Origin of the sequence: Microbacterium sp. ZOR0019 (genome assembly GCF_000800925.1) — a bacterium.
GTDB classification, from domain to species: Bacteria; Actinomycetota; Actinomycetes; order Actinomycetales; family Microbacteriaceae; genus Microbacterium; species Microbacterium aurugineum.
The window spans coordinates 1-25,369 of sequence record NZ_JRKC01000020.1 but is presented as its reverse complement, the minus strand read 5'-3'; the positions used below and the strand labels follow the sequence as shown (position 1 = coordinate 25,369).

Sequence of the window (25,369 nt, the reverse complement as noted above, 5' to 3'; positions counted from 1 at the left end):
GGCAGGAGCATAACCTGTTCAGCGAAGACAGGTGGAGGCGGCGCAAACGACCCCGTTCATGGAGCGTCGACATCTCCGCGCCACCCGAAGCTCCGGCGAGAAACGCCACCCAGGCATGAGTTCGAGGAAGAAAGCTGCCATGACTGATCGAGAACCAGCGCGACGCCCCCACGGCCTCACGAGCACGCAACGCCGGCACGATGACGTGGCGCACTGTCAGCCCGTTTACATCGTTGTGAATTCTGGAACGCTGAGAAGGGGTCGCGGCGCATGAAGAAGCTGCTCTACAACCAGCGTCTCGCCCCCTACCTGTTCATCCTGCCCTTCGTGCTCACGGTGCTCGTGTTCTGGCTGGTTCCCGTCGGCCGATCGGTGACGATGAGCTTCCAGGAGGTGCTCTACGGTCAGGCCACGTTCATCGGTACGGAGAACTACGAGCGGCTCTGGCGCGACCAGGTGTTCTGGAAGGCCATGTTCAACAGCATCCGCTACATGCTCCTCACCCTGGTCATCCTCGTCCCGATCCCGATGGTGCTGGCGGCGATCATCAACTCCCGACTGGGCAGCAGCCGCATCAAGGACTTCTTCAAGTCCTCGCTCTTCATCCCCGCGCTGACGTCCGTCGTGGTCGCCGGCATCATCTTCCGACTGATGTTCTCCGAGACCGACTCGGGTCTGATGAACCAGGTCGTCGAGTTCTTCGGCTTCGGGCCCGTCCGCTGGCTGCGCGAAGACCTCACCGGTCTCACGGCACTGCTCCTCCTGGCGCTGTGGAGATGGGCCGGCGTGAACACGATGTACTTCCTCGCCGGCATGCAGGCGATCCCGACCGAGTACTACGAGGCGGCGTCGATCGACGGTGCGAGCAAGGTCCAGCAGTTCTTCAACGTCACCCTGCCGGGGCTGAAGCCCACCATCGTCTACGTCACCACGATCAGCGTGTACGGCGGTCTGGCCATGTTCCTCGAGAGCTTCATGCTCTACGCCGGCAACAACTCACCGAACAACCAGGGCCTGACGATCGTCGGCTACCTCTATCGCAAGGGCATCCAGGACAATGACCTCGGCTTCGCCTCCGCCGTGGGCGTCGTGCTCCTCGTGCTGGTCCTCGCGATCAATCTCACTCAGCTCATCGCCACGGGCACGTTGAAGAAGGAGTCGGCTCGATGATGTACCAGACCTCCGCGACGCCGCCTGCCGCCCGCACACGACCACGGATGTCGCGTCGCACGGCGGGGCTGATACAGAGCGGCTTCCTGATCCTCATCGCTCTCGTCTCGCTCGTCCCGGTGCTCGCGATCGTCTTCGGAACCTTTCAGGACGGCAACGACGTCATCCGCAACGGGATCTCGTTCTCGACCGACTGGTCGACACTGAGCTTCGACAACTACGTGATGCTCTTCACCGATTCCGGCCTGTACTTCCAATGGTTCTGGAACAGTCTCGTGCTCACGGTCGTGCAATTGGCGGGCACTCTCCTCGTGAGCTCGTTCGTCGCCTACGGGTTCGCGATGTACGAGTTCCGCGGCAAGAGCCTCGGCTTCATCCTCGTGATCATCCTCATGACGATCCCGTTCGAGATGCTCATGCTGCCGCTGTACGTCCAGGTGAACGACATGCGCGCCACGGACCAGTACTGGATCGTCGTCCTCCCGTTCCTCGCCCAAGCGGTCACGATCTTCTTCTTCCGGCAGTACTTCCTCGGCATCCCGAAGGAGATCCTCGAGGCCGGTCGCATGGACGGAGTGTCGGAGTTCGGCATCTTCTTCCGTCTGGTGGCACCGATCGCCAAACCGGCGTTCGCGGCGATGGCGATCCTCAACAGCATGATCATCTGGAACAACTTCCTCTGGCCGCTGCTGGTTCTGCGCTCGCCGGACAAGTTCATCCTGCCCATCGGCCTGAACACGCTGCTCACGCCGTACGGCAACAACTACGAACTGCTGATCATCGGGTCGTTCTTCTCCCTGATCCCCCTCCTCATCCTCTTCCTCGCGTTCCAACGGTTCTTCGTGCAGGGCATGACCGCCGGTGCGGTCAAGGGCTGACACCGAACCATCCTCTCCCCCGTATCCCCCACACAGTCAGGAGTATGACCATGCGATTCCGAAGGATTCTGACCGCGGCGACCGTGGCAGCAGTGACGGTCGGCGCTCTGTCCGCCTGCGCGAGCGGCACCCCGCAGGACGACGGCGCGAACGCCGACGGCACCACCACACTGGACATGTGGGTCTTCGCCGAGCTCCACGGCCAGGTCTACGAGCAGATGGCCGAGAGCTGGAACAAGGAGAACCCCGACAAGGCCATCGACCTGAACATCACCGTCTACCCCTACCAGGACATGCACGACAAGCTCCTGCTCGCCGTGAACTCCGGGGAGGGCCTCCCCGACCTGGCCGACATCGAGGTGGGCAAGTTCGCGAACTTCGTCAAGGGCGACAACCCGCCGTTGGCGGATCTGACGGCGGTCGCCGCGCCCTACACCGACGACATCGTGCAGGCCCGGCTCGACCTCTACAGCAGGAACGGCAAGATCTACGGCTTCCCGACCCACGTCGGCGCCTTCGTGAGCTTCTACAACACCGAACTCCTCGAGAGCGCCGGGATCGACTACACGACGATCGAGACCTGGGACGACTTCGCCGCCGCCGGCACCGAGTACTCCGCGGCGACCGGGAAGGCGTTCGGCGTCGCCAGCACGAGCATCTTCTTCACCGAGCCGCTCGCGATCGCACAGAACGGCGGTCAGCTCTTCACCGAGGACGGGCGGGGGGACGTCGACGTGAACAGCCCCGAGGTCGTCGACACGATGGAGATGTTCCAGGACATGAAGGAGTCGGGAGTGATCTCGACGATCCCCGGTGGCAGCCCGGACAGCGAGGAGGCCTTCGGCGCCATCAACGACGGCGACTACGCCGCCGTAGTCTACCCCGCGTGGTACACCTCGCGTTTCGTCGACTACATGCCGGATCTCGCGGGGAAGATCGCGATCGCTCCCGCTCCGCAGATCGAGGGCTCCGAGGTGCTGACCATCGGCGGCGGCGGCACCGGCACCGCCGTGATGGCCGGCAGCGCGAAGAAGGAGATCGCCAGCGAGTTCGCGGCCTACAGCAAGCTGTCGCTCGAAGCGAACGTGAAGGTGTGGGAGGAGCTGGGCTTCGATCCCGTGAACATGTCGGTCTGGGAAGACGAGAAGGTCACGAAGAACCCGGACAACAAGTTCAACCAGTACTTCCAGACGAACCTGTTCGACGTGCTGAACTCGGTGAAGGACGGGATCGGTCACTTCGAGTCGTTCTCCAACGCGTCCCTTCCCACGGTCGACAACCAGTTCCGCACGGTCACGCTCAACGAGATCTACGAGAACGGCACGCCCGCGGAAGAGGCTCTCGATCAGGCGCAGACCGACCTTCAGAACGAGCTCGGCCAGTAGCAGCAGGCTATTCGGGTGCGGGCGGGAGAGCATTCCTCTCCCGCCCGCACTCTGCGCACGACGTTAGAGTGAGGGGAGCGCGCTGGCGTGACACACGGCGATTGGTGAGGCCCGATGGATCCGACGATGCACGACGTCGCGCGCCTCGCCGGAGTCTCCATCAAGACCGTCTCGAACGTCATCAACGACTACCCCCACGTGAGCGCGCAGACCCGCGAACGTGTGCAGACGGCCATCGATGAACTCGGCTACCGGCCGAACCTGTCGGCACGCGGCCTTCGCTCTGGCCGCACGGGTGTCATCGGCCTCGCCGTTCCCGCTCTGAGCGAGAACTACTTCGCCGAGCTGGCGGATGCGGTCATCCGTGCCGCCGACGACCGGGGGCTCGGTGTCGTCGTCGAGCAGACCAGCGGCGACAGGGCCCGCGAACTGCAGGTGATCACCGGAGGGCGTCTGCGTCTCACCGACGGACTGCTGTTCAGCCCCGTGGCACTGGGGCAGCCCGATGCCGATGCGCTGGACACGGGCTTCCCCCTCGTCCTCCTCGGTGAGCGCATCTTCGACGGCCCGACAGACCACGTCGCCATGCACAACACCTCCGCGGCCAGAGCTGCGGTGGAGCATCTCCTCGATATCGGGCGCCGGCGCATCGCCCTCGTCGGCGCAGAAGAGGACGAGACGCCTGGCACCAGCTCGGCGAAGCTGCGACTCGCCGGCTATCGGGAGGCGTTCCTCGAGGCCGGCTTCGAGGTCGACCCACGGCTCATCCGCACGAGCGCGCACTGGAGTCGCAGCGGAGGTCTCCTGGCGATCCGCGAGCTGATCAGCGAAGGGGTGGCGTTCGACGGGGTCTTCGCCCTCAACGACGCCCTCGGTCTGGGGGCCCTCCGCGCGCTGGGCGAGGCGGGGTTGCGCGTCCCCGAGGACGTCGCGGTGATCGGGTTCGACGACATCGACGAGGCCAAGTTCTCGATCCCCTCCATGTCCAGTGTCGACGCCGGGCGCACACAGATCGCGGTGGCAGCCGTGGACCTGCTCATCGAGCGCATCGAGGAGAAGGGGGGTCGTCGCTCGCCGCGCACGGTGAAGCCGGGGTTCCGCATCGTCAGACGCGAGTCGACGGGCTTCCCCGGGCGCACCGCTCACCCCGATCCCGCCCCCTCTGAGTTCGGGGACGTGGGTCAGCCCTCGACGTGGCGCTCGTCCGGGCCGTCGTAGTGCGACAGCGGACGGATCAGCGCGTTCGATCCCGCCTGCTCGATCACGTGCGCGGTCCAGCCCGTCACTCGCGCCGCGACGAACAGCGGCGTGAAGGTGAGCGTGTCGAAACCGATCAGGTTGTAGGCAGGGCCCGACGGATAGTCGAGGTTCGGATAGATGCCCTTGCGCGCCACGAACTCCGACTCGAGGGTGTCGTACAGCTCGGCCACGTCGGCGCGATCGTAGTGCTCCACGAGGGTGTCGAGCGCCGCCTTCATGGTCGGCACCCGGGAATCACCCTTCTTGTAGACCCGATGCCCGAAGCCCATGATCTTGCGCTTCTCGGCGAGTGCCTTGTCTAGCCACGGCACGACATTGTCTGCGGTGCCGATGTCGTCGAAGATGTGCAGGACCGCTTCGTTGGCGCCACCGTGCAGCGGGCCCTTGAGCGCGCCGATGGCCCCGACGACCGCGGAGTAGATGTCGCTCAGTGTCGAGGTGATCACGCGTGCGGTGAACGTCGAGGCGTTGAAGGAGTGCTCTGCGTACAGGATCATCGAGCGGTTGAACGCATCCACGACGACGTCGTCCGCTTCCTCGCCGAACGTCATCCAGAGGAAGTTCGCGGAGTAGTCGAGGTCGTCGCGGGGGGCGATGAGCTCCTGGCCACGACGACGACGCTGCCCGTAGGCGACGATCGCCGGGAGCGCGGCGAAGAGGCGGATGCTGCGCTCGAGGTTCTGCTCGGGGCTGCCCCCGGCGTCGAGCACCGAGCCGCCGGCGCCCGGGTCGGACGCACCGATCAGGCTCACCGCGGTGCGCACCTCGTCCATCGGGTGCGCGTCGAGCGGGACCAGGTCGATCGCGGCCTTGACGTTGTCGGCGAGCGCGCGGTGTCTGCGCTCCTCCACGCGGAACGCCGCCAGCTCCTCGGGCGTCGGCAGTTCGCCGTTCCAGAGCAGGTAGGCGACCGCTTCGAACGGCTGCGTGTCCGCGAGCTCCTGCACCGGATAGCCGCGGTACAGCAGACTGTTCGTCTCGGGATTGACCTTCGAGATCGCGGTCGTGTCGACGACGACCCCCGCGAGGCCCTTCTTGATGTCCGGCTCGGTCATGGTCACTCCTTCGTGATGGTGAAGTTGAAGACACCGGAGTCGAAATGGTTGTACGACTCGTAGTCGATCAGGTCGTAGAGGTCGGCGCGGTGCTGCATCTCGCCGAGCTTCGAGGTCAGGTGCCCCTCTTCGTTCAGCGTATCGAGCGCACGGCCCGCGGCCCCCATCGAGATCCGCAGCAGCGACACCGGCCAGATGACGAGGTTGACCCCGGCGTCGCGCAGCTGATCCACGGAGAACAGCTCGCTCTTGCCGAACTCGGTCATGTTCGCGAGGATCGGCACATCGAGTGCCTCGGCCATCGCCTCGAACTCCGCGAGCGTGCGCATCGCCTCGGGGAACACCGCGTCGGCGCCCGCATCCACCAGCGCCTTGGCGCGGTCGATCGCCGCGTCCAGCCCGTCCACCGCCCGGATGTCGGTGCGCGCCATGAGGAGGAAGTTCTCGTCGCGACGGGCGTCGGCGGCGGCACGGATGCGCTTGATCGCCGTGTCCTCGTCGACCACGGATTTTCCGTCGAGGTGACCACAGCGCTTCGGGTTGATCTGGTCCTCGATGTGCGTGCCCGCGAGGCCCGCATCCTCGAGCTCCTGGATCGTGCGGGCGACGTTCATCGGTTCGCCGAAGCCGGTGTCGGCATCGACGATCGCGGGGAGGTCGGTCATGCGGGCGATCTGCTTCGCCCGCCCGGCGACCTCGGTGAGTGTGGTGAGGCCGATGTCGGGGAGGCCCAGGTCGGCCGAGAGCACGGCGCCGGAGATGTAGACGCCGTCGAAGCCCTTCTGCTCGATCAGGCGTGCGCTCAGCGGGTTGAACGCACCGGGGAAGCGGAGCAGCTCCCCGCTCGCGAGCCGCTCGCGGAACAGGCGCCGCTTCTCCGACGGGGTGACGGTCGAGTACAGCATCAGCTCTCCTCGGTGAGGTGTTCGCAACTCAGGAAGGATGTGCGTGAACGGGCCGAGCGGGCGGGCGTGCATGCCATTCGCCCCCCATTCTCCTGAGTTGTGAACGGCGTGGACATCAGAACAGCCCCTTCGGGGCGCCGGCGTTCTCGAGCACTCCCGGCTTCGCGACGATCGACAGCTCGCCGACCTCCGCTGCAGTCAGCTCGGGCAGACGCTGGACGAGGTCCAGGAACCGTTCGATCTCGGCGGGCTCGAGCACGGGCTCCGCCAGCAGACGGAACTTGGCGATGTAGTTCTCCCGGGCGAACGGACGCGCTCCGAGGGGGTGGGCGTCCGCCACGGCGATCTCGTCCACCACGGTCGACCCGTCGGTGAGGCGGATCTCGACGCGACCGCCGAACGCCTTCTCATCCGGGTCCTCGGAGTGATAGCGGCGCGTCCACTCGGCGTCCTCGGCGGTGGTGATCTTGTGCCACAGCGCGACCGTGTCGGCACGGCCCGCGCGCTCGGGGGCGTAGGAGTCGACGTGGTGCCATCCACCGTCCTGCAGCGCGACCGCGAAGATGTAGGGCACCGAGTGGTCGAGCGTCTCGCGCGAGGCGGTCGGGTCGTACTTCTGCGGGTCGTTGGCGCCGGAGCCGATCACGTTGTGGGTGTGATGGCTCGTGTGGATGACGATCTGATCGATGTTGGCGGGGTCACGCAGCGCCGGGTTCTCGATCCCGAGCTTGCGGGCGAGGTCGATGAGCGCCTGCGCCTGATACTCGGCCGAATGCTCCTTCGTGTACGAGTCGAGGATCGCGCGCTTGGGCTCACCCGCGGCGGGCAGCGGCACGTCGTACGCGGCATCCTTGCCGTCGAGCATCCACGCGATCACACCGTCTTCACCTTCGTAGATCGGGGCGGGGCTGGTCTGCCCCCGCATCGCCCGGTCGACCGCTTCGACGGCCATCTTGCCGGCGAAGGCCGGAGCGTGCGCCTTCCAGGTCGAGATCTCCCCCTTGCGGCTCTGGCGAGTGGCGGTCGTGGTGTGCAGTCCCTGCCCGACGGCCTGATAGATGGTCTCGACGTCGAGGCCGAGCAGGGTTCCGATGCCGGCGGCGGCCGACGGGCCGAGGTGGGCGACGTGGTCGATCTTGTGCTTGTGCAGGCAGATCGCGCGCACCAGATCCATCTGGATCTCATACCCGGTGGCGATGCCGCGCACCAGGGCACGGCCGTCCTTGCCGGTGTGCTGGGCGACCGCGAGGATCGGCGGGATGTTGTCGCCGGGGTGCGAGTACTCCGCCGCGAGGAACGTGTCGTGGTAGTCCAGCTCGCGCACGGCCACGCCGTTCGCCCAGGCGGCCCACTCGGGGCTGGTGCGGTGGTCGAGGGCGGCCCCGAAGAGGTTCGCACCGACGCCGCCCGTCGAGACGGGATGGCTGAACGCCTGCGCCCTGGCCGCGTTGATCGGCGCGCGGGTCAGGGAGGCCGCGGCGACGGAGGCGTTGTCGATGATGCGGTTGATGATCATGTCGACGACATCCTGCTCGACCTCGACCGGGTCGGCGGCGACCTCGGCGATCCTCCAGGCGAGCTGATCCTCACGGGCGAGGTTCTCGTCGCTGCGGTGCACACGGACGTGGTGGGTGACGGTCATGAGAGTCCTTCGGTCGTGGGAGGAGACGAGACGTCTTCGGGGAGGGAGTCGAGGATGCCGGTGAGCGCGTTGTGCAGGTGCACGTGCGTCGCGTGGGCCGCGAGGTCGCCGTCGCGGGCGGCGAGCGCCGCGGCGATGGTGCGGTGCTCCCCCGCGGAGGCGGCGAGCCGGGCGGGGTTGTCCCGCGCCATCCGACGAACCCGCACGAGGTGGGTGCGCACCGTGCGCAGCGCCGACGCGATGTAGTCGTTCGCCACAGCGGCGTCGAGGGCGGCGTCGAAGCGGGCGATCAGCGCATAGTAGGCGTCGCGGCCGGCGACGGCGTCGAGGTCGACGTGGGCGAACTCGTCGGCGAGCGCGGCGAACAGGGAGGCATCGCCCCGGGTGGCGGCGAGGCGTGCCGAGCTCTCCTCGAGCGCACGGCGGATCTCGAAGAGCGAGCGGATGTCGTCGGCGTCGAGATCGGCGACGACCGTCACCCGCGGTGACTGCTGGACGACGAGGCCGTCGGCGGCGAGCCTGCGCAGCGCTTCGCGCATGGGCGTGCGACTCACGCCCAGGCGCTCCGCCTGCTCGACCTCCCCGAGCACGAAACCTGCCGCGAGCGCACCGGACTGGATGTCATCGAGCAGCGCCGCATACGCACGGTCACCGGCCGAGGTGCGCTCCACGGGAAGGGTCATGCCCTCAGTGTATACATAAAGCGGTTCTGGCGGGCCGATGATCTCGCTGGACTCGTTTCCGGTATACATTCCCCGCGAGGGCTACGGCACTGGTTCGACGAACTCCCGGGCGACCGGCTCCCCCAACTTGACCACGACGACGCCGGCGAGCACGAGCACCCCACCCAGCGCCTGCAGCAGATCGGGGAGCTGCCCGAGGAGCAGCCAGCCGAACAGAAGAGCCGCCACGACCTCGGCGAGCGCGACGAAGGACGCGAGCCGCGGCCCCAGCATCCGCGTCGACGCGATCCCGAGCAGGTACGCGAGGGCCGTCGCGACGACACCCATCGCCAGCACCGGGACGAACCACGGCACACTGCCGAACCGGTATGCGATGTCGTCGGTGGTCCACCGGATCGGCAGCACGCCGATGGCCCCGGCGGCGGTGAGCCCGAGCGCGCCGAGCAGCAGACCGCTGCCGGCGAGCGCGATCGGCGGCAGCCCCGTGTCCGCCTTGGCGGACAGCACGAAGTACGTCGCCGCCCCCACCATCGCCCCGAGCGCCCAGAGAATCCCGGCCACGTTCACGTCGGCGCCGGTGAGGATGTCGAGCATCAGCACGAGCCCGACGAAGGCGATGGCCGCGCCGATGATGCTCCGACGCGTCGGGCGCTCCCCCCTGCGCAGCCAGAGCCACAGCAGCACCGCGACCGGAGCGGTGTACTCGATGAGTAGGGCGATCCCGACATCCATGACCGCGACGGCCTGGAAATAGAAGAGTTGCGTCGCCGCGACCGCGAGCAGACCGTAGGCAAGGATCATCCCCGCATTGCGCCGCAGCAGCCCCCACCGCCCACGCAGGGAGAGGATCGTGGGGAGGAGCAGCACGAGGGCGGCCACCCAGATGCGAGCGGTGACCGCGGCCCCGGGCGTCCACCCCGCATCGATGAGCCCGCGCGCCCAGGCTCCCGACATACCGAATGCGAAGGCCGCGGCGATCGCAAGCGGCAGCCCGAGGCGGACGTCGCGCGCGGGTGCGACCGCCGTATCCGTCCCCATGGTCGTTGACGCTACTCGCGACAGCCCCGGGTTTCGAATCGCGTGAACCGTCGCTTCTCCGCCCCGAATCCGACCATTCACGCGATTCGAAAGAAGAGGGACTCTGGACGCGACCTGTCATAACAGGTACAGTGAACCTGTCATTACAGGTTGCGCAACGACGCAGCGCCCGTACGAGGAGCACCGATGCCCGAGTTCCACACCCCGCCGATCTCTCCGATGGCGATCGCGTTCGACGCCGAGAAGCTGACGCTCTCGCCCGAAGGGCCGACCCTCACCCGGCGGATGTCCGACCTCGAGGGGCTTTTCCTCGACGCCGAGGCCTGGGCCGACACATCCGCCGGCGACAACCCCGTGGTCTACACGGTGGTGAGCTCCCCCGTTCCCGAGGTCGACCGCGAGCTGCCGCAGTCGATCACGACGATCATGCCCGGCGACACGTCCGGTGAGCTCTGGATGACCAAGGGTCACCAGCACCCGAACCATCAGGGCGAGATCTACCTGGCGTTGAAGGGCCGCGGCGGTCTGCTCATGTTCGACGGCGAGCGCACCGAGTGGCTGGACATGCTCCCCGGAACGATCGGCTACATCCCGCCGGGCTGGGCGCATCGCTCGGTCAACACCGGCGACGAGCCCTACGCCTTCCTCGCGGTCTACCCGGGAGGAGCGGGGCACGACTACGGCTGGGTGCTGGAGCACGGCATGGGCGCACGCGCCTATCGCGCAGCCTCCGGCGTCGACCTGCGCCCCTACGCGGAATAGGCTCCGGCCATGATCATCGCGCACGATCTGGGCACCACTGGCAACAAGGCGTCGCTGCACCACGACGACGGCCGTCTCGTCGCCTCGGTCACCGTCCCCTACCCCGCGCACTTCGCCGCGGGCGGTATCGCCGAGCAGAACCCCTCCGACTGGTGGAACGCGGTCGTCGGGGCGACGCGCGACCTGATCGCCCGCACTGGAACGGCCGCGACCGACATCGCCGGACTCGTGGTGAGCGGCCAGATGATGGGGGCTGTGCTGCTCGACGCCGACGGCGAACCCGCACGCCCGGCGATCATCTGGGCCGACACCAGGTCGGGCGCCCAGCAGCGCGAGCTCGAGGCCGCGATCGGCGCCGAACACGCCTATGGCATCCTGGGCCATCGCCTCAACCCCACTTATTCGGTCGAGAAGATCATGTGGGTGCGCGACAACGAGCCCGACGTGTGGGCGCGCGTGCGCCGGGTGTGCGTCGCGAAGGACTTCATCGTCCTGCGCCTGACCGGGCACCTGGCCACCGACCGCTCCGACGCCTCCGGCACCAACGCCTACGACCAGGCCGCCGGAACCTGGTCGGACGAGGTCGTGCGCGCCGCACGACTCGACCCGGCTCTGTTCCCCGAGATCCTCGACTCGACCCGGATCGCCGGCACGCTGACGGACGCAGCCGCGGACACCCTCGGGCTCCCCGCGAGCGTCCGTGTGGTGATGGGGGGCGGCGATGGTCCGATGGCCGCCGTCGGCTCCGGCGTCGTCGCTCCCGAGGACGGCGCGTACGTGTGCCTGGGCACCTCGTCGTGGATCTCGTTCGCGGCCGATGCCCCGCTGCACGACCCCGCGATGCGCACTTTCACGTTCGACAACGTGGTCCCCGGCTCGTTCGTGCCGACCGCCACCATGCAGGCCGGCGGTGCCTCGGTGCAATGGATCTCGGAGGCTCTCTCCCCCGACCCCGCGCACCCCGAGACCGGACGGCTGACGGCCGAAGCGTCCGCCGACATCGACACCGACGACCTCTACTTCCTCCCCTACCTCCTCGGCGAGCGCTCCCCGATGTGGGACCCGGACGCCCGCGGCGCCTTCGTCGGCCTCGCCCGCCACCACGGCAGAGCCCACCTCGTGCGGGCGGTGCTGGAGGGTACGGCGTTCAACCTGCTCAGCTGCATCCAGGCCTTCCGTGAGTCCGGGGCCGTGATCGACCGCATCGACGCGGTCGGCGGCGGAGCCCAGAGCGACGTGTACCTCTCGGTGCTGGCGGATGTGTGGGGCGTGCCGGTGCGCCGCCGGACGATCGTGGAGGAGGCGAACAGTCTCGGAGCAGCGGTCACCGCCGCAGTCGGGCTCGGACTCACGGACTTCTCGGCCGCCCGCGCCCTGAGCGAGGTCACCGCCGAGTTCACCCCGGATGCCGGGCGCCATGCCGTCTACGCCGAGCGGCACGCCCGCTTCGCCGACGCCTACACGGCCCTGGCGCCGTGGTTCGCCGGACGGCCGCGCTGATGGGCGTGATCCTCGTCACCAGCCGCTCCTTCTCGGACGGCGACCTCGACCTGGTGGAACGCGCCGCCCAGGCGGGGCATCGCATCCTCCGCGGTCCGGCGCATCATGACCTCGAGGACTTGCGATCACTCCTGCACGGCGCTGATGCCTGGATCGCGGGCACCGGGGCGGTCACGGACGCACATTTCGCCGCGGCTCCGAAGCTCAAGGTGGTCGCCCGGTACGGCGTCGGCACCGAGTCGGTCGATCTGGGCGCGGCGCGCGATCGCGGCATCCCGGTGACCAACACCCCCGGCGCCAACGCCGACGCGGTCGCCGACCACGCGGTCGGGCTCATGCTCGCCGCGCTGCGGTTCATCCCGGACGGGGACCGCCGCGTACGCACGGGCGATTGGGGCGTGCGGCGCGGACGTGAGCTCGGCGCCGCCACGGTCGGCATCGTCGGCTTCGGGCGCATCGGCCAGGGTGTGGCAGCGCGGCTGAGTGGCTTCGGGCCGCGCGCGCTGGCCGCCGATCCGTTCCTTCCCGACGACGTCGTGCGGGCCCGGGGTGCAGAACCCGTCTCGCTCGACGACCTGTTCCGCACCGCCGACGTCATCACGTTGCACGCTCCGGGCGGGCAACAGCTCGTCGACGCTGACCGTCTCACCGGCATGCGGCCGGGAACCGTGCTGATCAACACCGCCCGCGGTGACCTGATCGACGAGGCAGCCGTCGCGCAGGCGCTCCGCGACGGAACTCTCGCCGGCTACGCGGCCGACACCCTCGACGGTGACACGGCCGCGCACCACAGCCCTCTGCTCGCCCCGGACCTCGCCGACCGCGTGATCGTCACCCCGCACCTCGGCGCGCAGACCACCCAGGCCGTCGACAACATGGGCGCTCTCTCGCTGGCCGACGTGATCGCGATCCTCGCCGGCAGCGATCCCGCCCATCCCGTCCCCGTCCCGCTCGCCGAGGAGAACCGATGACCACCACCGCCGACACCGTCCACGCCGACGGGGCCTCCACTGCCGCATCCGCCGACTACATGGGTTTCGTCGGGGTGACCACGGCGTCGTCGTCGATCATGAAGGTGTTCCCGCTGTGGGCCGACATCCTGGGTCTCCCGACGCGCACCCTGCTCGGCCACGATCTGCCGATGGACGCCGAGCCGGCACAGTACCGCGCGATGGTCGAGCAGATCCGCGATGACCCGCACCACCGTGGAGCCCTCGTGACCACGCACAAGATGAACGTGTACGCCGCGGCCTCCGACCTGTTCGATGAGCTGGATCCGTTCGCGATGTCCTGCTCCGAGATCTCCAGCATCTCGAAGCGCGGACGGGTCCTGTCCGGACGGGCCAAGGACCCGATCACGGTCGACCTCGCGCTGAACGACTTCCTCCCGGCCGATCACTTCACGCGCACGGGGGCGGCGGTCGTGATCCTGGGTGCCGGCGGTTCGGGCACCGCGCTGAGCTGGGCGCTGGCCGAGCGTGAGGATGCCCCCTCGAAGATCACGGTGACGGCCCGCACACAGGACAAGCTCGACCACCTGCGCGAGGTGCACCGCCAGCACGGCACGCGCGAGGGACTGATCGAGTACGTGGTGACCGCCTCCCCTGCAGAGGCCGATGCCCTGGTGGCCGCCGCACCCCCGGGATCCGTCATCGCCAACGCCACCGGGCTCGGCAAGGACCGCCCGGGCTCGCCCCTGAGCGACACGGCGGTGTTCCCCGAAGGCGGGTACGCGTGGGAGTTCAACTACCGCGGCTCGCTCGAGTTCCTTCATCAGGCGCAGGCGCAGGCGGCCGCGCGCGGGCTCCACGTCGTCGACGGCTGGCGCTACTTCATCCACGGCTGGTCGCAGGTGGTGGCCGACGTGTTCGAGCTCGACCTGACCCCCGAGGTCGTCGAGCGACTCGCCGAGGCCGCGGAGTCGGTGCGCTGATGTCCGTCGTCGTCCGCACGGTGCTCGGCGACATCACGCCGACGGCGCTCGGACGAGTGAACTACCACGAGCACCTGTTCCAGGTGTCGCCGCTGCTGCCGGGCGATGAGCTCGACGATGAGACCGCGTCGGGCAAAGAAGCGGCACTGCTGCGGGCGAGCGGGTTCGACACGATGGTGGATGCCACACCGTTCGGACTCGCCCGGGACCCGGAGGCTTTGGCACGGATCAGCGCGACGACCGGACTGCACATCGTCGCGACGACCGGCCGTCACCGTGAAGCCCACTACGGCGCGGACCATCCGATGCAGGTCTGGACCTCCGACCGCCTGGCCGCTCTCTTCCTCGCCGACCTCACACGCGGCATGCCCGTGGACGACAGCGAGATCTTCGAGACGCCCGACATCTCCCTCGCGCGCACACCGGGCGGCGCTCCCGTGCGCGCAGGGCTGCTCAAGGGGGGCGCCGACTACTGGCGTATCAGTCCGTTCGAGCGCACGACGCTGATCGCCGTGGCCGCAGCGCACCGCGCGACAGGGGCTCCCGTCATGGTGCATCTGGAGTTCGGCACGGCGGCCCATGAGGTGCTCGACCTGCTCTCCGCCGAGGGGGTGCCCGCCCACCGGGTCGTGCTCGCGCACGCCGACCGCGACCCCGACCCCGGGCTGCACGTGTCCCTCGCCCAACGCGGAGCCCACCTCGGCTACGACGGCTTCGCGCGTCCGCGCACCCGCTCCGATGCCGAGCTGCTCGCCCTGACCGTCGCCGTGGTCGAGCGCGGCGCCGGCGACCGGATCGTGCTCGGCGGCGATGTCGCCCGGCGCACACGGTACATCGCGTACGGCGGCATGCCCGGGCTCGCCTACCTCGGCGACCGTTACCTCCCCCGCCTCCGCGAGGCTGTGGGCGAGGACGCCGTGCACCGGATGCTCGTGACCACACCGGCACAGCTCCTGGCCCTCTCCGTCTGACTCCCCCTGCTCACCTGTCGGGAGACTGCACGCATGTCGGAAGAATCGCCGGCATCCGCTCCTGCACCCGAGAAACCTCCCGACATCCGTCCCCACCCGCTCCGGACACGCCGTGCCGTCCCGACACATCTCCGCGGACACGCCGTCCCGACACGAAAAAGCCCCCCGCCCGAAGGCGAGGGGCTTCTTCATGGATGCGGTGTCACTCGTAGAGGACGGCCGCGATCTTCGGGTCGTCGATGTTCGTGCTGTCGTACCAGTACGAACCCGTGTCGTAGAACTTCTCGACCGACTCACCGTTGGCGGCGTCGTACGCGGCCTGCACGACCTGCGCGCCGATGCCGATCGGGTCCTGCGTGATCGCGCCGGCCATGGTGCCGTCCTTGATGGCGTTGATCTGGGCCGCACCGGAGTCGAAGCCGACGATGGTGATCTTGCCCTTCTCGAGGCCGAGCTCGTTCACGGCGTTCACCACACCGATGGCGGAGCCCTCGTTGGTGCCGTAGATGCCCTTGAGGTCGGGGTGGGCCGCGATCAGGGTCTTGGCGATGTCGGCCGACTTGAGGTGGTCGCCGTCACCGTACTGGATGTCGACGATCTCGATGTCGGGGTAGTCCGCCTCGATCTTGTCGACGAAGCCGTCGCGACGCTCGACACCGGTCGAGTTGATCTGCGAGTGGCCGACGATCGCGACCTGTCCTTCGCCGCCGATCAGCTCGGCCATGTGCTCGGCAGCGAGCGCACCGGCGACCTTGCTGTCGGTGGCGGACAGGCTCAGGCCCACGTCGCCGTTGCAGGGGGCGTCGAAGTAGACGACCGGGATGTCCTTCGACTTGGCCTGCTCGAGCGGGGCGACGCACGCCTCGGGGTCGAGGGCGGCGTAGGCGATGGCGTCCGGGTTCTTGTCGATCGCGGCGGTCAACATCTCGAGCTGCTGCGCGATCTCGGTCTCGGCCGCGGGGCCCTCGAACGTGATCTTCACGCCGAGCTCGTCGGCCTTCTCCTCGGCGCCCTTCTTGACGGCCTGCCAGAACTGGTGCTGGAAGCCCTTCGAGACCATGGCGATGTACATCTCGCCGTCGCCGCTGCCGCCGTCTCCGCCGGAGCCCTCCTCGATCACGTCGCCGCCGCCGGCACAGCCGGCGAACACCAGGGCGGATGCGGCGACCAGCGCTGCGAATGCGGTCTTCTTCCCGAATTTCATGAAAACTCCATTGTTCGTGGGTGGGTGGGTGGTGCAGGGATTGAGGTCAGGTGCGCTGCCGGTTGCGGAGCGAGTCGAGGAAGACCGCGAGCAGCACGACCACACCGACGACGATGTTCTGCCACTCGGTCTGGATCGACATGATGCGCAGTCCGTTCACGAGCACGCTCATGATCAGGGCGCCGATCACGGTGCCGAGGATGGATCCGCGTCCGCCCAGCAGCGAGGTGCCGCCGATGATGACCGCGGCGATCGCCTGCAGCTCGTACCCCATGCCGATCTGCGGCTGGGCAGAGTCGAGGCGCGAGGCGATGACGATGCCGGCGACGCCGGTGAACGCACCCGCGAACATGTAGATGAGGATGGTCCAGCGACGCGTGTTGACACCCGACAGCCGGGTGGCCTCCTCGTTCGAGCCGATCGCGAAGGTGTAGCGACCGAGCAGGGTCTTCGAGAGCACGAGCCAGGCGACGATCGCCAGCGCGGCGGTGATGAGCACCGCGTTCGGGATGCCGGGGATGATCACGCCGAGGGCGATCTTCTTGAAGTCCGGTGCCGAGGTCGAGAAGTAGATCGGTGCGACGTTCGAGATCACGAGGGCGAGACCACCCGCGATCATCATCATCGCGAGCGTGGCGATGAACGGGGGCAGTCGCAGGAACGTGATGTTCACGCCGTTGACGAGTCCCATCAGCACGCCTGTGCCGACGCCGCCGATCACTCCGACCCAGACGGGAAGGCCCATGTTCGTGATGATGACGCCGGTCATCACGGCGCACAGCGCCATGCCGGTGCCGATCGACAGGTCGATGCCGCCGGTGATGATGACGAAGGTCGTCCCGAGGGCGAGGATGCCGATCACCGCGGTCGACAGCAGCACGGTGGCGATGTTGCTGAAGGTGAAGAAGTTGGGGCTGGCGATCGAGAAGAAGATGACCAGCACGATCAAGGTGCCGAAGGCCAGCGACTGCTGGAACTGCCGCTTGATGAACCCGACGACATCCCTCTTGTCGGTGTCCTCGTTCACGGCGGTCTGGATGATCGTCGTCGTCGACGATCCGGGCTGCTGCGGAGCGCTCATCAGTCTTCCTCCCCGTGGGCTGCGAGTTGCATGATCTTCTCCTGGCTTGCTTCCTCGTTGCGGAGCGTCCCGGTGATGCGACCGTTGGCGAAGACCGCGATGCGGTTCGCCACACGGAGGATCTCCGGGAGCTCGGATGAGATGACGATGATGGACTTGCCTGCGTCAGCGAGCTGCTGCATGAGGCGGTAGATCTCCTCTTTCGCGCCGACGTCGATCCCTCGGGTCGGCTCGTCGAAGATGAGGATGTCGCAGTCGCGCATCAGCCAGCGGGCGATGACGACCTTCTGCTGGTTCCCTCCGGAGAGGAGCTTGACGACCTGGTTGACCGAGGGCGTCTTCACGCGCAGCTGCTGCACGTATTCCTTGGTGCGGTTCTTCGCCTTGCTGTCGCCCATCCAGCCGATCGCGTTGGCATAGGAGCCGAGCGAGGCGAGCACGGTGTTGAACGTCACATCCTGCTCGAGCATGAGACCGAGGAGCTTCCGGTCCTCGGACAGGTACCCGAGGCCGTGGTGCACCGCGTCCGCCGGTTGGGAGATCCGCGCCGGGCGACCGTCGATGGTGATCGTGCCGCTGTCGCGGTGGTCGGCGCCGATCACGGCTCGAGCGGTCTCGGTGCGCCCCGCCCCCATGAGTCCGGCGAAGCCGAGGATCTCGCCCTGGTGCAACCGGAACGAGACGTCTTTCAGAAGGCTCTTGGTCGACAGCCCCTGCACCTCGAGGACCACGGGGTCGTTCGCGTGCTCACGGGCCTGGGGACGGGTTCCCTCGTCGATCACGCGGCCGACCATCATCTCGATGATCGTCGGGATGGTGATCTCGGACTTATCGAGTGATCCGATGTATGTGCCGTCACGCAGGACGGTCACCCGATCAGCCAGGCGGCGCAGTTCGTCCATGCGGTGCGAGATGTAGACGATCCCGGTGCCGCGCGCCTTGAGCTGCTCGATCAGCACGAAGAGCGTCTCGACCTCGGTGTCGGTGAGGGCCGAGGTCGGCTCGTCCATGATGAGCACCTTGGCGTTGAAGGACAGCGCCTTGGCGATCTCGACCATCTGCTGCTCGGCCACCGTGAGCTCGCCGACGAGCTGACGCGGGTTCAGGTGGATGTCGAGGCGCTGCAGCAGCTCGGCGGTCTGCGCGTTCAGCTTGCGCTCCGACAGGAACGGACCCGTGGTGGGTTCCCGCCCCACGTAGATGTTCTGCGCCACGGTCAGATCGGGCATCAGGTTGAGCTCCTGATGGATGATCGTGATGCCGAGCTCCTGCGCCTGGAGGGGGCTCGTGAGCTCGACCTCCCGGCCCTCGAACGTGATCGTGCCCTCGTCCTTGGTGTAGATCCCGGAGAGGATCTTCATCAGGGTCGACTTGCCGGCACCGTTCTCACCCACGAGCACGAGCACCTCTCCGGCGTGCACCTCGAGGTGCACGTCTTTCAGCGCCTGCACGCCGGGGAATCCTTTGCTGATCCCCTCGACCCGGAGGATGGGTCCACTCATGCGCTCACCTGCTTCCTTGAAGGTTCTGCTTCGACGTCGACGGATCATTCCGTCGCAAACATCGGATCAATTCTGCGTCCTACGCTACGGGCAGCGCAAGTTGTATCTAAATGTATCTAATGACGGGCAGATGCGGAAGACCTGTAATGACATCTTGATCTTCCGATCGTCTCGCCGGTGGATTCCGGCTCAGTGAAGGCGGATCGAGTCGACCGCCACGAGCTTGTCGCGGATGTACGCGTTGGCGTGGGTGCCGAGTTCGTCGTTGTCGCTCCAGAGGTTCCGCCAGATGCCGAGCATGCGGCTGAGGTCGGGAGCGACGACCGCCGAGGAGAACGACTCGAAGACGATCGGACCGTCGTAGCCGATGCGGCCGAGCGCCTTGAAGAACGTGTCGAAGTCGACCGTGCCGGTGCCGAGGTACCCGCGGTGACTCTCTCCGATGTGCACGTAGCGCAGGGCGGGAGCCGCGTCGAGGACCGGCGCGAACATATCCGACTCCTCGATGTTCATGTGGTACGTGTCGAGGTGGATTCCGAGGTTCGGCCGATCGACCTCGGCGACGTACCCCAGAGCCTGTCGCGCCGTGTTCAGCACGTTGGTCTCGTAGCGGTTCACGACCTCGAGCGAGACCGAGACGCCGCGCTCGGCGGCGTGGTCGGCGACGCGGGCGATCGCGGCGCGGCTGCGCGCGAGCCCCGCAGCGGTCACCGGCTCCATGTACTTCTTCATGGCACTGTAGATCACCCCGCAGAAGTGCTGGCCCCCGAGGTCCGCGAGCACATCCACGGCCTTGATCAGCAAGGCTTCGCCGGCCGCGACGATCGCAGGGTCGGAGCTGGTGACATCGGTGGCCTCGGAGAGTCCGAGGGAGGCGCTGACGGCGAGGTCGTACTCCTCCAGCGCGTCCTTCGCGACGGCGACGTCGAACGAGAACGGATCCATCAACGGGAACTCGATGAGGTCGAAACCCGCGCCCTTGGTCTTGCGCACCGCCAGACGGATGCCCTCGGCATCGAAGTTCCCCGTCCAGACGAGCCCGTGGCATCCGATGTTCATGAGACCTCTCACAGCGGGTGTGCGGCACCGTCGCCGTCCCGGAATTGGCACGTGCCAATTCCGGTGTGCGTGTCACGCTACGTCGCCCGCCAGACGCTGTCAAGAACTTTCTTGGCACGTTGCAAGTCCTCCGCTATCCTGAGGCGACCGACGCGGTCGCCGTTCCCGATCGACGCGGTCCGACGAAGGAGTTCCATGCCCGCGAGCGTCAAGGACGTCGCCGCCCTCGCCGGAGTCTCCTCCTCCACCGTCTCGAACTACCTCAACCACCCGCATGTGCTCGGATCCGCGAGTCGGGAACGGGTGCGGGCGGCGATCGAACAGCTCGGCTATGTGCCCAACGAGTCCGCACGACAGCTGCGCGCCGGGTCGAGCAAGGCCCTCGCGCTGATCCTGCTCGACGCCTGGCTGCCCTATTTCCACGACCTCTCGCGCGGGGTCGAAGACGTGGCGCGCGAGGGGGGATGGTCGCTGTTCTTCAGCAACAGCGACCGCGACGATGCGCAGGAACGGCGCAACCTCGACATGTTCGAGGCGCACCGGGTGCAGGGCATCGTCATCTATCCGCTCGGCGACGTGGTGCCGCGCCTGGAGGGACTGGCCGACCGCGGTATCCGCTCGGTCGTGGTGGGTCCGATCCGGGAATCATCGAAGGTCGCATCCGTGCTGTTCGACGACCGCGGCGGTGGGCGCCTCGCGGGCGAACACCTCCTGGACCTCGGCCGACGACGCCTCCTCTTCCTCGGCAATCCAGCGGTGAGTCAGTCGAACGACCGCCTTGCCGGGCTGCGTGAGGCCGTCTCGGGGTCCGACGCGAACCTGTCGATCATCGACGTGTCGCACCTGGCGATCGAGGACGGACTGCGTGCGGGTGAGCAGATCATCGCGATGCCGGTCACCGAGCGCCCGGACGCGGTGTTCGCTGCGAACGACATGGTGGCACTCGGGGTGCTCACGCAGCTGCTGCGTCATGGCATCCGGGTCCCGGAGGAGATCGCCCTCATCGGCTTCGACGACGTCGCCCAGGCACACCAGGGAGTCGTGCCACTCACGAGCGTGCGGCAGCCCGGCTACGAGATCGGCCGCGCCGCCGGAGCCGCTCTCCTGCAGCAGCTCGCCGACCCCACGGCACCGCCGCCCGCGACCACACCCTTCCCCGCTGAACTCATCGTGCGAGAGTCCACGGTCGGACGGTGAGCACGGCCCTGCGTCGTTCACAACTCAGGAAGACGACGAGCTTTCCCGTCTCATCCTCGATACTCGGCTGCTTCCGCGCCGACGATCCTGAGTTATGAACGCGACACAGGCGTCGGGTCAGACCGTGGGGATGAGCCCCTCCTCCGCGAGGCTCGCCCACAGCGCCGTCGGGATGTCGAGTGCGGCGTACTCCGCGTTCTGTCGCAGCTGCGCCGGGCGGCTGCCGCCCACCACGACCGAGCGCACGACGTCGGACTGCAGCGGGAACTGGATCGCCGCGGCGGGCAGCGGCACCCCGTGGTCGGCGCACACGGCGGCGATGCGGACCAACCGATCCCACAGCTCGTCCGGAAGCTGCCCGTACTCGTAACGCCCGTCGCGGCGCGGCTCGTTCGACGCGAGCAGCCCGGAGTTGAACACGGAGGCCGCGACGATCCCGGTCGAGGTCTCCCGGCACGCGGGCAGCACGTCGACCGCAGCGGGCTGTTCGAGCAGCGTGTACCGGCCGGCCACCATGATCAGGTCGAGGTCGGCGGCACGCACGGCTGCGGCAAGAGCATCCGACACCATCGAGCCGATGCCGATCGCGGAGACCTCGCCGTCGGCCCGCAGCTGCTCCATCGCGGGGAGGGCTTCCGCGAGTGCGAGGTCGAGGTCGTGCCGCTCGGGGTCGTGCAGGTACAGCAGGTCGACGCGCTCGATGCCGAGACGCTCACGGGATTCGTCGACGCTCGCACGGATCCCCGCCTCCGAGAAGTCCCACACCCGCTGCAGCTCGTCGGGCACGTGGAAGTCATTCGCGGTGTCGAGGCCACCGGCGTGGTCGGGGTTCGGTCGCAGCAGACGCCCCGCCTTCGTCGAGAGCACGAACTCGTCCCGCGGCTTGGTCTGCAGGAAGGCTCCGAGCCGGCGCTCGGAAAGCCCCAGACCGTAGTGCGGCGCGGTGTCGTAGAAGCGGATGCCGCTCTCCCACGCCGCATCGAGCACGGCCCAGGCCTCGTCGTCGCTGAGCGGTCGGAACAGGTTGCCCACGTTCGCGGCCCCATACCCGAGGGCGGGAACGGGCAGGCGGTCGGGCCTCGCCAGAGGATCAGGCACCGACATGCGCACCCGTCCAAGAGTAGGTCGCGATGCTGTCGGCCTTCATCTCCATGCCCGTTCCCGGCGCGGTCGGCGCCATGTACGAGCCGCCGCGGATGTCGGTGGGCACGACGAAGTGCTCGTGCAGGTGGTCGACGAACTCGATCATGCGGCCCTCGCGGGTTCCGGTGACCGCGACGAAGTCGAACATCGACAGGTGCTGCACGGCTTCGCACAGGCCGACTCCGCCGGCGTGGGGACAGACCGGCACGCCGAACTTCGCCGCGAGCAGGAGGTTCGCGATGTTCTCGTTCACCCCTGCCACGCGCACGGCGTCGATCTGCATGACCGAGATGGCCTCGGCCTGCAGGAGCTGCTTGAAGATCACGCGGTTCTGGGCGTGCTCGCCGGTGGCGACCCGGATGGGTGCGATGCGCCGGGCGATCTCGGCGTGACCGAGCACGTCGTCGGGGCTGGTGGGCTCCTCGATCCAGGCGGGGTGGAACTCGGCGAGCGCGTTCACCCATTCGATGGCTTCCGACACCTCCCAGCGCTGGTTGGCGTCGATCGCGATGGGGAAGTCGGGCCCGCACACTTCGCGCGCCTTGCGGAAGCGGCGGATGTCGTCGTCGAGGTCGGCGCCGACCTTGAGCTTGATCTGGGTGAAGCCGTCGGCCATGGCCTCGCGGGCGAGGCGTTCGAGCTTCTCGTCGGAGTATCCGAGCCATCCGGGGCTCGTGGTGTAGCCCGGGTACCCGCTGGCGAGGAGCTGCTGCTCCCGCTCGGCGCGACCGGGTTCGGCGGCGCGCAGGATCTCGAGGGCGTCCTCGCGGGTGAGCGCGTTGGTGAGGTAGCGGAAGTCGACGAGATCGACGAGTTCCTCCGGCGTCATGCGGGCGAGCAGCTGCCAGAGCGGAAGCCCGGCGCGCTTGGCCTTGATGTCCCACAGCGCGTTGATGACCGCGCCGATCGCCATGTGCATGACGCCCTTCTCGGGCCCGAGCCAGCGCAGCTGCGAGTCGCCGATGATCTCGCGGAAGGTGCCGCCCATGTCATCGAGCAGCGGCTCGATCTCGCGCCCGACGAGGTGCCCGGCAAGCGCATCGATCGCCGCGACCTGCACGTCGTTGCCACGGCCGATCGTGAAGACGAAGGCATGCCCGTCGATGTCATCATCGGCATCGGTGCGCACGATGACGTACGCCGCCGAGTAGTCCGGGTCGGGGTTCATCGCATCCGACCCGTCCAGGCTCAGGGACGTGGGGAAGCGGATGTCGGTGGTGTCGAGGGCGACGATACGGCTCACGGGATTCCTCTCCATGCACGGCTGATTTCTTCCGCGCGGATCTCTTGGAGTGTAAACATCCGATGTCTATACTGTCAACGAGACCAGCCGCGTTGTCGCGGCTTCCCGACCGATCAGGAGAAACATGAAGTTCGCGCGGCTCGGCACCCCTGGCACTGAGATCCCCGTCCTGGTGGAGGGTGACCGATACCTCGACCTCCGCCCCGTAACATCCGATGTGGATGGAGCGTTCCTCGAGAGCGACTTCGCCTCCCGCGTCGCGGCCGCTCGCGATGCCGGTGAGCTCCCCGAACTCGCGGACGCCGCGTCGATGCGCATCGGCGCCCCGATCGCCCGTCCGAGCGCCGTGATCTGCATCGGCATGAACTACGCCGCCCACGCGGCCGAGTCGGGGTCGGAGCCGCCCACCATCCCTATCCTCTTCCTCAAGACCCCGAACACCGTCGTCGGCCCGAACGACACGGTCACGATCCCCCGCGGCAGCGTCAAGACCGACTGGGAGGTCGAGCTCGGCATCGTGATCGGCACCCGCGCCGCCTACCTCGACAGCCCCGAGGAGTCCATGGCGCACGTCGCCGGCTTCGTCGCAGCGAACGACGTGTCCGAGCGCGACTTCCAGATGACCGTCTCCGGAGGACAGTGGTCCAAGGGCAAGATCGCGGCGGGCTTCAACCCCACCGGCCCCTGGCTGGTCACCCCCGACGAGGTCGACCATCAGGCGCTCGGCCTGCGCAGCTTCGTGAACGGCGAGCCGCGGCAGGACTCGAACACGAGCGACATGATCTTCACGGTCGAGCACATCGTGCACCACCTGTCGCAGTACGTGACACTCGAGCCCGGCGACCTCATCCTCACCGGCACCCCGCAGGGCGTGGCCCTCTCGGGGAAGTACCCCTACCTCGCCGCGGGCGACGTGGTCGAGATCGAGATCGACGGCCTCGGCCGCCAACGGCAGGAGTTCGTGGCATGGGAGGCCCGGAGATGAGTGCACTGAACGGACTGGTGGCGATCGTCACCGGTGGAGCATCCGGCATCGGCGCGGCGATCGCGCAGCGCCTGCACGCCGACGGCGCGACCATCGCGGTCCTCGACCGGGACACCGCGGCGGCTGACCCCGCCTTCGCCGCCTTCACGGCCGATGTCTCGGATCGAGCGAGTGTCGACGCGGCGGTGGCCGCCGTCGCCGAAGAGCTCGGACGCATCGACATCGTCGTCAACAACGCCGGGATCGGCGCGCAGGGCGACATCGCCGCGAACGACGACGACGAGTGGGCCCGCGTGCTCTCGGTCAACGTCACCGGCATCGCCCGCGTCACCGCGGCGGCACTCCCCTGGCTGCGGAAGTCCCCGTCGGCCTCGGTGTGCAACACGGCATCCATCGCCTCGACCACCGGACTGCCGCAGCGCGCCCTGTACAGCGCCTCGAAGGGTGCCGTCTCCGCCCTCACCCGCGCGATGGCCGCCGACCACCTGCGCGAGGGCATCCGTGTGAACGCGGTCAACCCGGGCACCGCCGACACCCCGTGGGTCGGACGCCTGCTCGATTCGGCGGTCGACCCCGCGGCCGAGCGCGCGGCACTGGAAGCCCGCCAACCCCACGGACGTCTGGTGAGCCCCGAAGAGGTCGCCGCGGCCGTCGCATACCTCGTGAGCCCCGCCGCGGGTTCGACCACCGGCACCTTCATCGAGGTCGACGGCGGCATGGCCCAGCTGCGCCTCCGCGCGGAGTAGCCCCCCTCGTTCCCTCCCCCCCCCTCG

At 67.9% G+C, this 25,369-nt stretch carries 23 protein-coding genes; 12 read left to right on the top strand and 11 right to left on the bottom strand.

The features are described 5' to 3' along the window. Nucleotides 1-270 precede the first annotated feature (270 nt). The 4 genes from L978_RS06715 to L978_RS06700 all read left to right on the top strand — a co-directional run bounded on the left by L978_RS06715 (nt 271) and on the right by L978_RS06700 (nt 4,651). Entirely contained in the window at nt 271-1,170 is a 900-nt protein-coding gene (locus L978_RS06715) for a carbohydrate ABC transporter permease (protein ID WP_047521631.1), read from the top strand. Then, complete coding sequence (locus L978_RS06710) at nt 1,167-2,048, top strand: carbohydrate ABC transporter permease (RefSeq protein ID WP_081996944.1); 882 nt, start codon at nt 1,167-1,169, stop codon at nt 2,046-2,048. Before L978_RS06715 ends, L978_RS06710 begins: the two co-directional genes overlap by 4 nt. Before the next feature lie 44 nt (nt 2,049-2,092). Beyond that, nucleotides 2,093-3,433 carry an ABC transporter substrate-binding protein gene (locus L978_RS06705; protein ID WP_231555015.1) on the top strand — a complete coding sequence of 447 codons (1,341 nt, stop codon included), beginning with the start codon at nt 2,093-2,095 and terminating at the stop codon, nt 3,431-3,433. Nucleotides 3,434-3,547: 114 nt separating this feature from the next. Next, a complete protein-coding gene (locus L978_RS06700; protein WP_052193386.1) occupies nt 3,548-4,651 on the top strand; it encodes a LacI family DNA-binding transcriptional regulator in 1,104 nt (367 codons plus the stop codon). Here the strand turns inward: L978_RS06700 and L978_RS06695 are convergent. From L978_RS06695 to L978_RS06675, 5 genes are all read right to left on the bottom strand, one after another. Next, the gene (locus L978_RS06695; RefSeq protein WP_047521627.1) at nt 4,615-5,748 is read right to left on the bottom strand and encodes a bifunctional 2-methylcitrate synthase/citrate synthase; all 1,134 of its coding nucleotides are present in this window, start codon (nt 5,746-5,748) and stop codon (nt 4,615-4,617) included. The genes L978_RS06700 and L978_RS06695 overlap by 37 nt on opposite strands. A 2-nt stretch (nt 5,749-5,750) precedes the next feature. Further along, nucleotides 5,751-6,653 carry a methylisocitrate lyase gene (gene prpB / locus L978_RS06690; RefSeq protein ID WP_047521625.1) on the bottom strand — a complete coding sequence of 301 codons (903 nt, stop codon included), beginning with the start codon at nt 6,651-6,653 and terminating at the stop codon, nt 5,751-5,753. A gap of 115 nt (nt 6,654-6,768) precedes the next feature. Next, complete coding sequence (locus L978_RS06685; RefSeq protein ID WP_047521623.1) at nt 6,769-8,295, bottom strand: MmgE/PrpD family protein; 1,527 nt, start codon at nt 8,293-8,295, stop codon at nt 6,769-6,771. Next, a complete protein-coding gene (locus L978_RS06680) occupies nt 8,292-8,978 on the bottom strand; it encodes a GntR family transcriptional regulator (RefSeq protein WP_047521621.1) in 687 nt (228 codons plus the stop codon). The genes L978_RS06685 and L978_RS06680 overlap by 4 nt, the downstream gene beginning before the upstream one ends. Before the next feature lie 81 nt (nt 8,979-9,059). Further along, nucleotides 9,060-10,016 (bottom strand): EamA family transporter, encoded by a 957-nt coding sequence (locus L978_RS06675; RefSeq protein ID WP_047521619.1) that lies wholly within the window; start codon nt 10,014-10,016, stop codon nt 9,060-9,062. A 186-nt stretch (nt 10,017-10,202) separates the two neighbouring features. On the opposite strand from L978_RS06675, the gene L978_RS06670 reads away from it, so the two are divergent. The 5 genes from L978_RS06670 to L978_RS06650 are packed head-to-tail and all read left to right on the top strand — an operon-like array spanning nt 10,203 to nt 15,182. Next, a complete protein-coding gene (locus L978_RS06670; protein ID WP_047521618.1) occupies nt 10,203-10,778 on the top strand; it encodes a glucose-6-phosphate isomerase family protein in 576 nt (191 codons plus the stop codon). Between the two features lie 9 nt (nt 10,779-10,787). Then, entirely contained in the window at nt 10,788-12,278 is a 1,491-nt protein-coding gene (gene xylB / locus L978_RS06665) for a xylulokinase (RefSeq protein WP_047521616.1), read from the top strand. After that, the gene (locus tag L978_RS06660) at nt 12,254-13,249 is read left to right on the top strand and encodes a phosphoglycerate dehydrogenase (protein ID WP_047521614.1); all 996 of its coding nucleotides are present in this window, start codon (nt 12,254-12,256) and stop codon (nt 13,247-13,249) included. Before xylB ends, L978_RS06660 begins: the two co-directional genes overlap by 25 nt. Next, entirely contained in the window at nt 13,246-14,211 is a 966-nt protein-coding gene (locus L978_RS06655; protein WP_047521612.1) for a shikimate dehydrogenase, read from the top strand. Before L978_RS06660 ends, L978_RS06655 begins: the two co-directional genes overlap by 4 nt. Next, nucleotides 14,211-15,182 (top strand): phosphotriesterase family protein, encoded by a 972-nt coding sequence (locus tag L978_RS06650; RefSeq protein ID WP_047521610.1) that lies wholly within the window; start codon nt 14,211-14,213, stop codon nt 15,180-15,182. Before L978_RS06655 ends, L978_RS06650 begins: the two co-directional genes overlap by 1 nt. A gap of 202 nt (nt 15,183-15,384) precedes the next feature. Here L978_RS06650 and L978_RS06645 read toward each other — a convergent pair whose 3' ends face one another. From L978_RS06645 to L978_RS06630, 4 genes are all read right to left on the bottom strand, one after another. After that, nucleotides 15,385-16,386 carry an ABC transporter substrate-binding protein gene (locus L978_RS06645; RefSeq protein WP_047521608.1) on the bottom strand — a complete coding sequence of 334 codons (1,002 nt, stop codon included), beginning with the start codon at nt 16,384-16,386 and terminating at the stop codon, nt 15,385-15,387. Nucleotides 16,387-16,432: 46 nt separating this feature from the next. Then, a complete protein-coding gene (locus L978_RS06640; RefSeq protein ID WP_197055623.1) occupies nt 16,433-17,467 on the bottom strand; it encodes an ABC transporter permease in 1,035 nt (344 codons plus the stop codon). Then, nucleotides 17,467-18,969 carry a sugar ABC transporter ATP-binding protein gene (locus L978_RS06635; protein ID WP_047521606.1) on the bottom strand — a complete coding sequence of 501 codons (1,503 nt, stop codon included), beginning with the start codon at nt 18,967-18,969 and terminating at the stop codon, nt 17,467-17,469. The genes L978_RS06640 and L978_RS06635 overlap by 1 nt, the downstream gene beginning before the upstream one ends. A 189-nt stretch (nt 18,970-19,158) precedes the next feature. Beyond that, complete coding sequence (locus L978_RS06630) at nt 19,159-20,028, bottom strand: sugar phosphate isomerase/epimerase family protein (RefSeq protein WP_047521604.1); 870 nt, start codon at nt 20,026-20,028, stop codon at nt 19,159-19,161. Between the two features lie 195 nt (nt 20,029-20,223). On the opposite strand from L978_RS06630, the gene L978_RS06625 reads away from it, so the two are divergent. After that, a complete protein-coding gene (locus L978_RS06625; protein WP_047521602.1) occupies nt 20,224-21,225 on the top strand; it encodes a LacI family DNA-binding transcriptional regulator in 1,002 nt (333 codons plus the stop codon). A 117-nt stretch (nt 21,226-21,342) separates the two neighbouring features. Here the strand turns inward: L978_RS06625 and L978_RS06620 are convergent, their stop codons facing one another. Together L978_RS06620 and L978_RS06615 are read right to left on the bottom strand one after the other, a co-directional pair. After that, nucleotides 21,343-22,329, bottom strand: coding sequence for an aldo/keto reductase (locus L978_RS06620; RefSeq protein WP_047521646.1), 987 nt, complete (start codon nt 22,327-22,329; stop codon nt 21,343-21,345). Continuing rightward, nucleotides 22,316-23,611 (bottom strand): L-fuconate dehydratase, encoded by a 1,296-nt coding sequence (locus L978_RS06615; RefSeq protein WP_047521600.1) that lies wholly within the window; start codon nt 23,609-23,611, stop codon nt 22,316-22,318. The genes L978_RS06620 and L978_RS06615 overlap by 14 nt, the downstream gene beginning before the upstream one ends. 124 nt (nt 23,612-23,735) lie before the next feature. On the opposite strand from L978_RS06615, the gene L978_RS06610 reads away from it, so the two are divergent. Both L978_RS06610 and L978_RS06605 read left to right on the top strand, forming a co-directional pair. Then, nucleotides 23,736-24,596 (top strand): fumarylacetoacetate hydrolase family protein, encoded by an 861-nt coding sequence (locus L978_RS06610; RefSeq protein ID WP_047521598.1) that lies wholly within the window; start codon nt 23,736-23,738, stop codon nt 24,594-24,596. Next, on the top strand, nt 24,593-25,342 hold the full coding sequence (locus L978_RS06605) for an SDR family NAD(P)-dependent oxidoreductase (RefSeq protein ID WP_047521644.1): 750 nt from the start codon (nt 24,593-24,595) through the stop codon (nt 25,340-25,342). The genes L978_RS06610 and L978_RS06605 overlap by 4 nt, the downstream gene beginning before the upstream one ends. Nucleotides 25,343-25,369 lie beyond the last annotated feature (27 nt).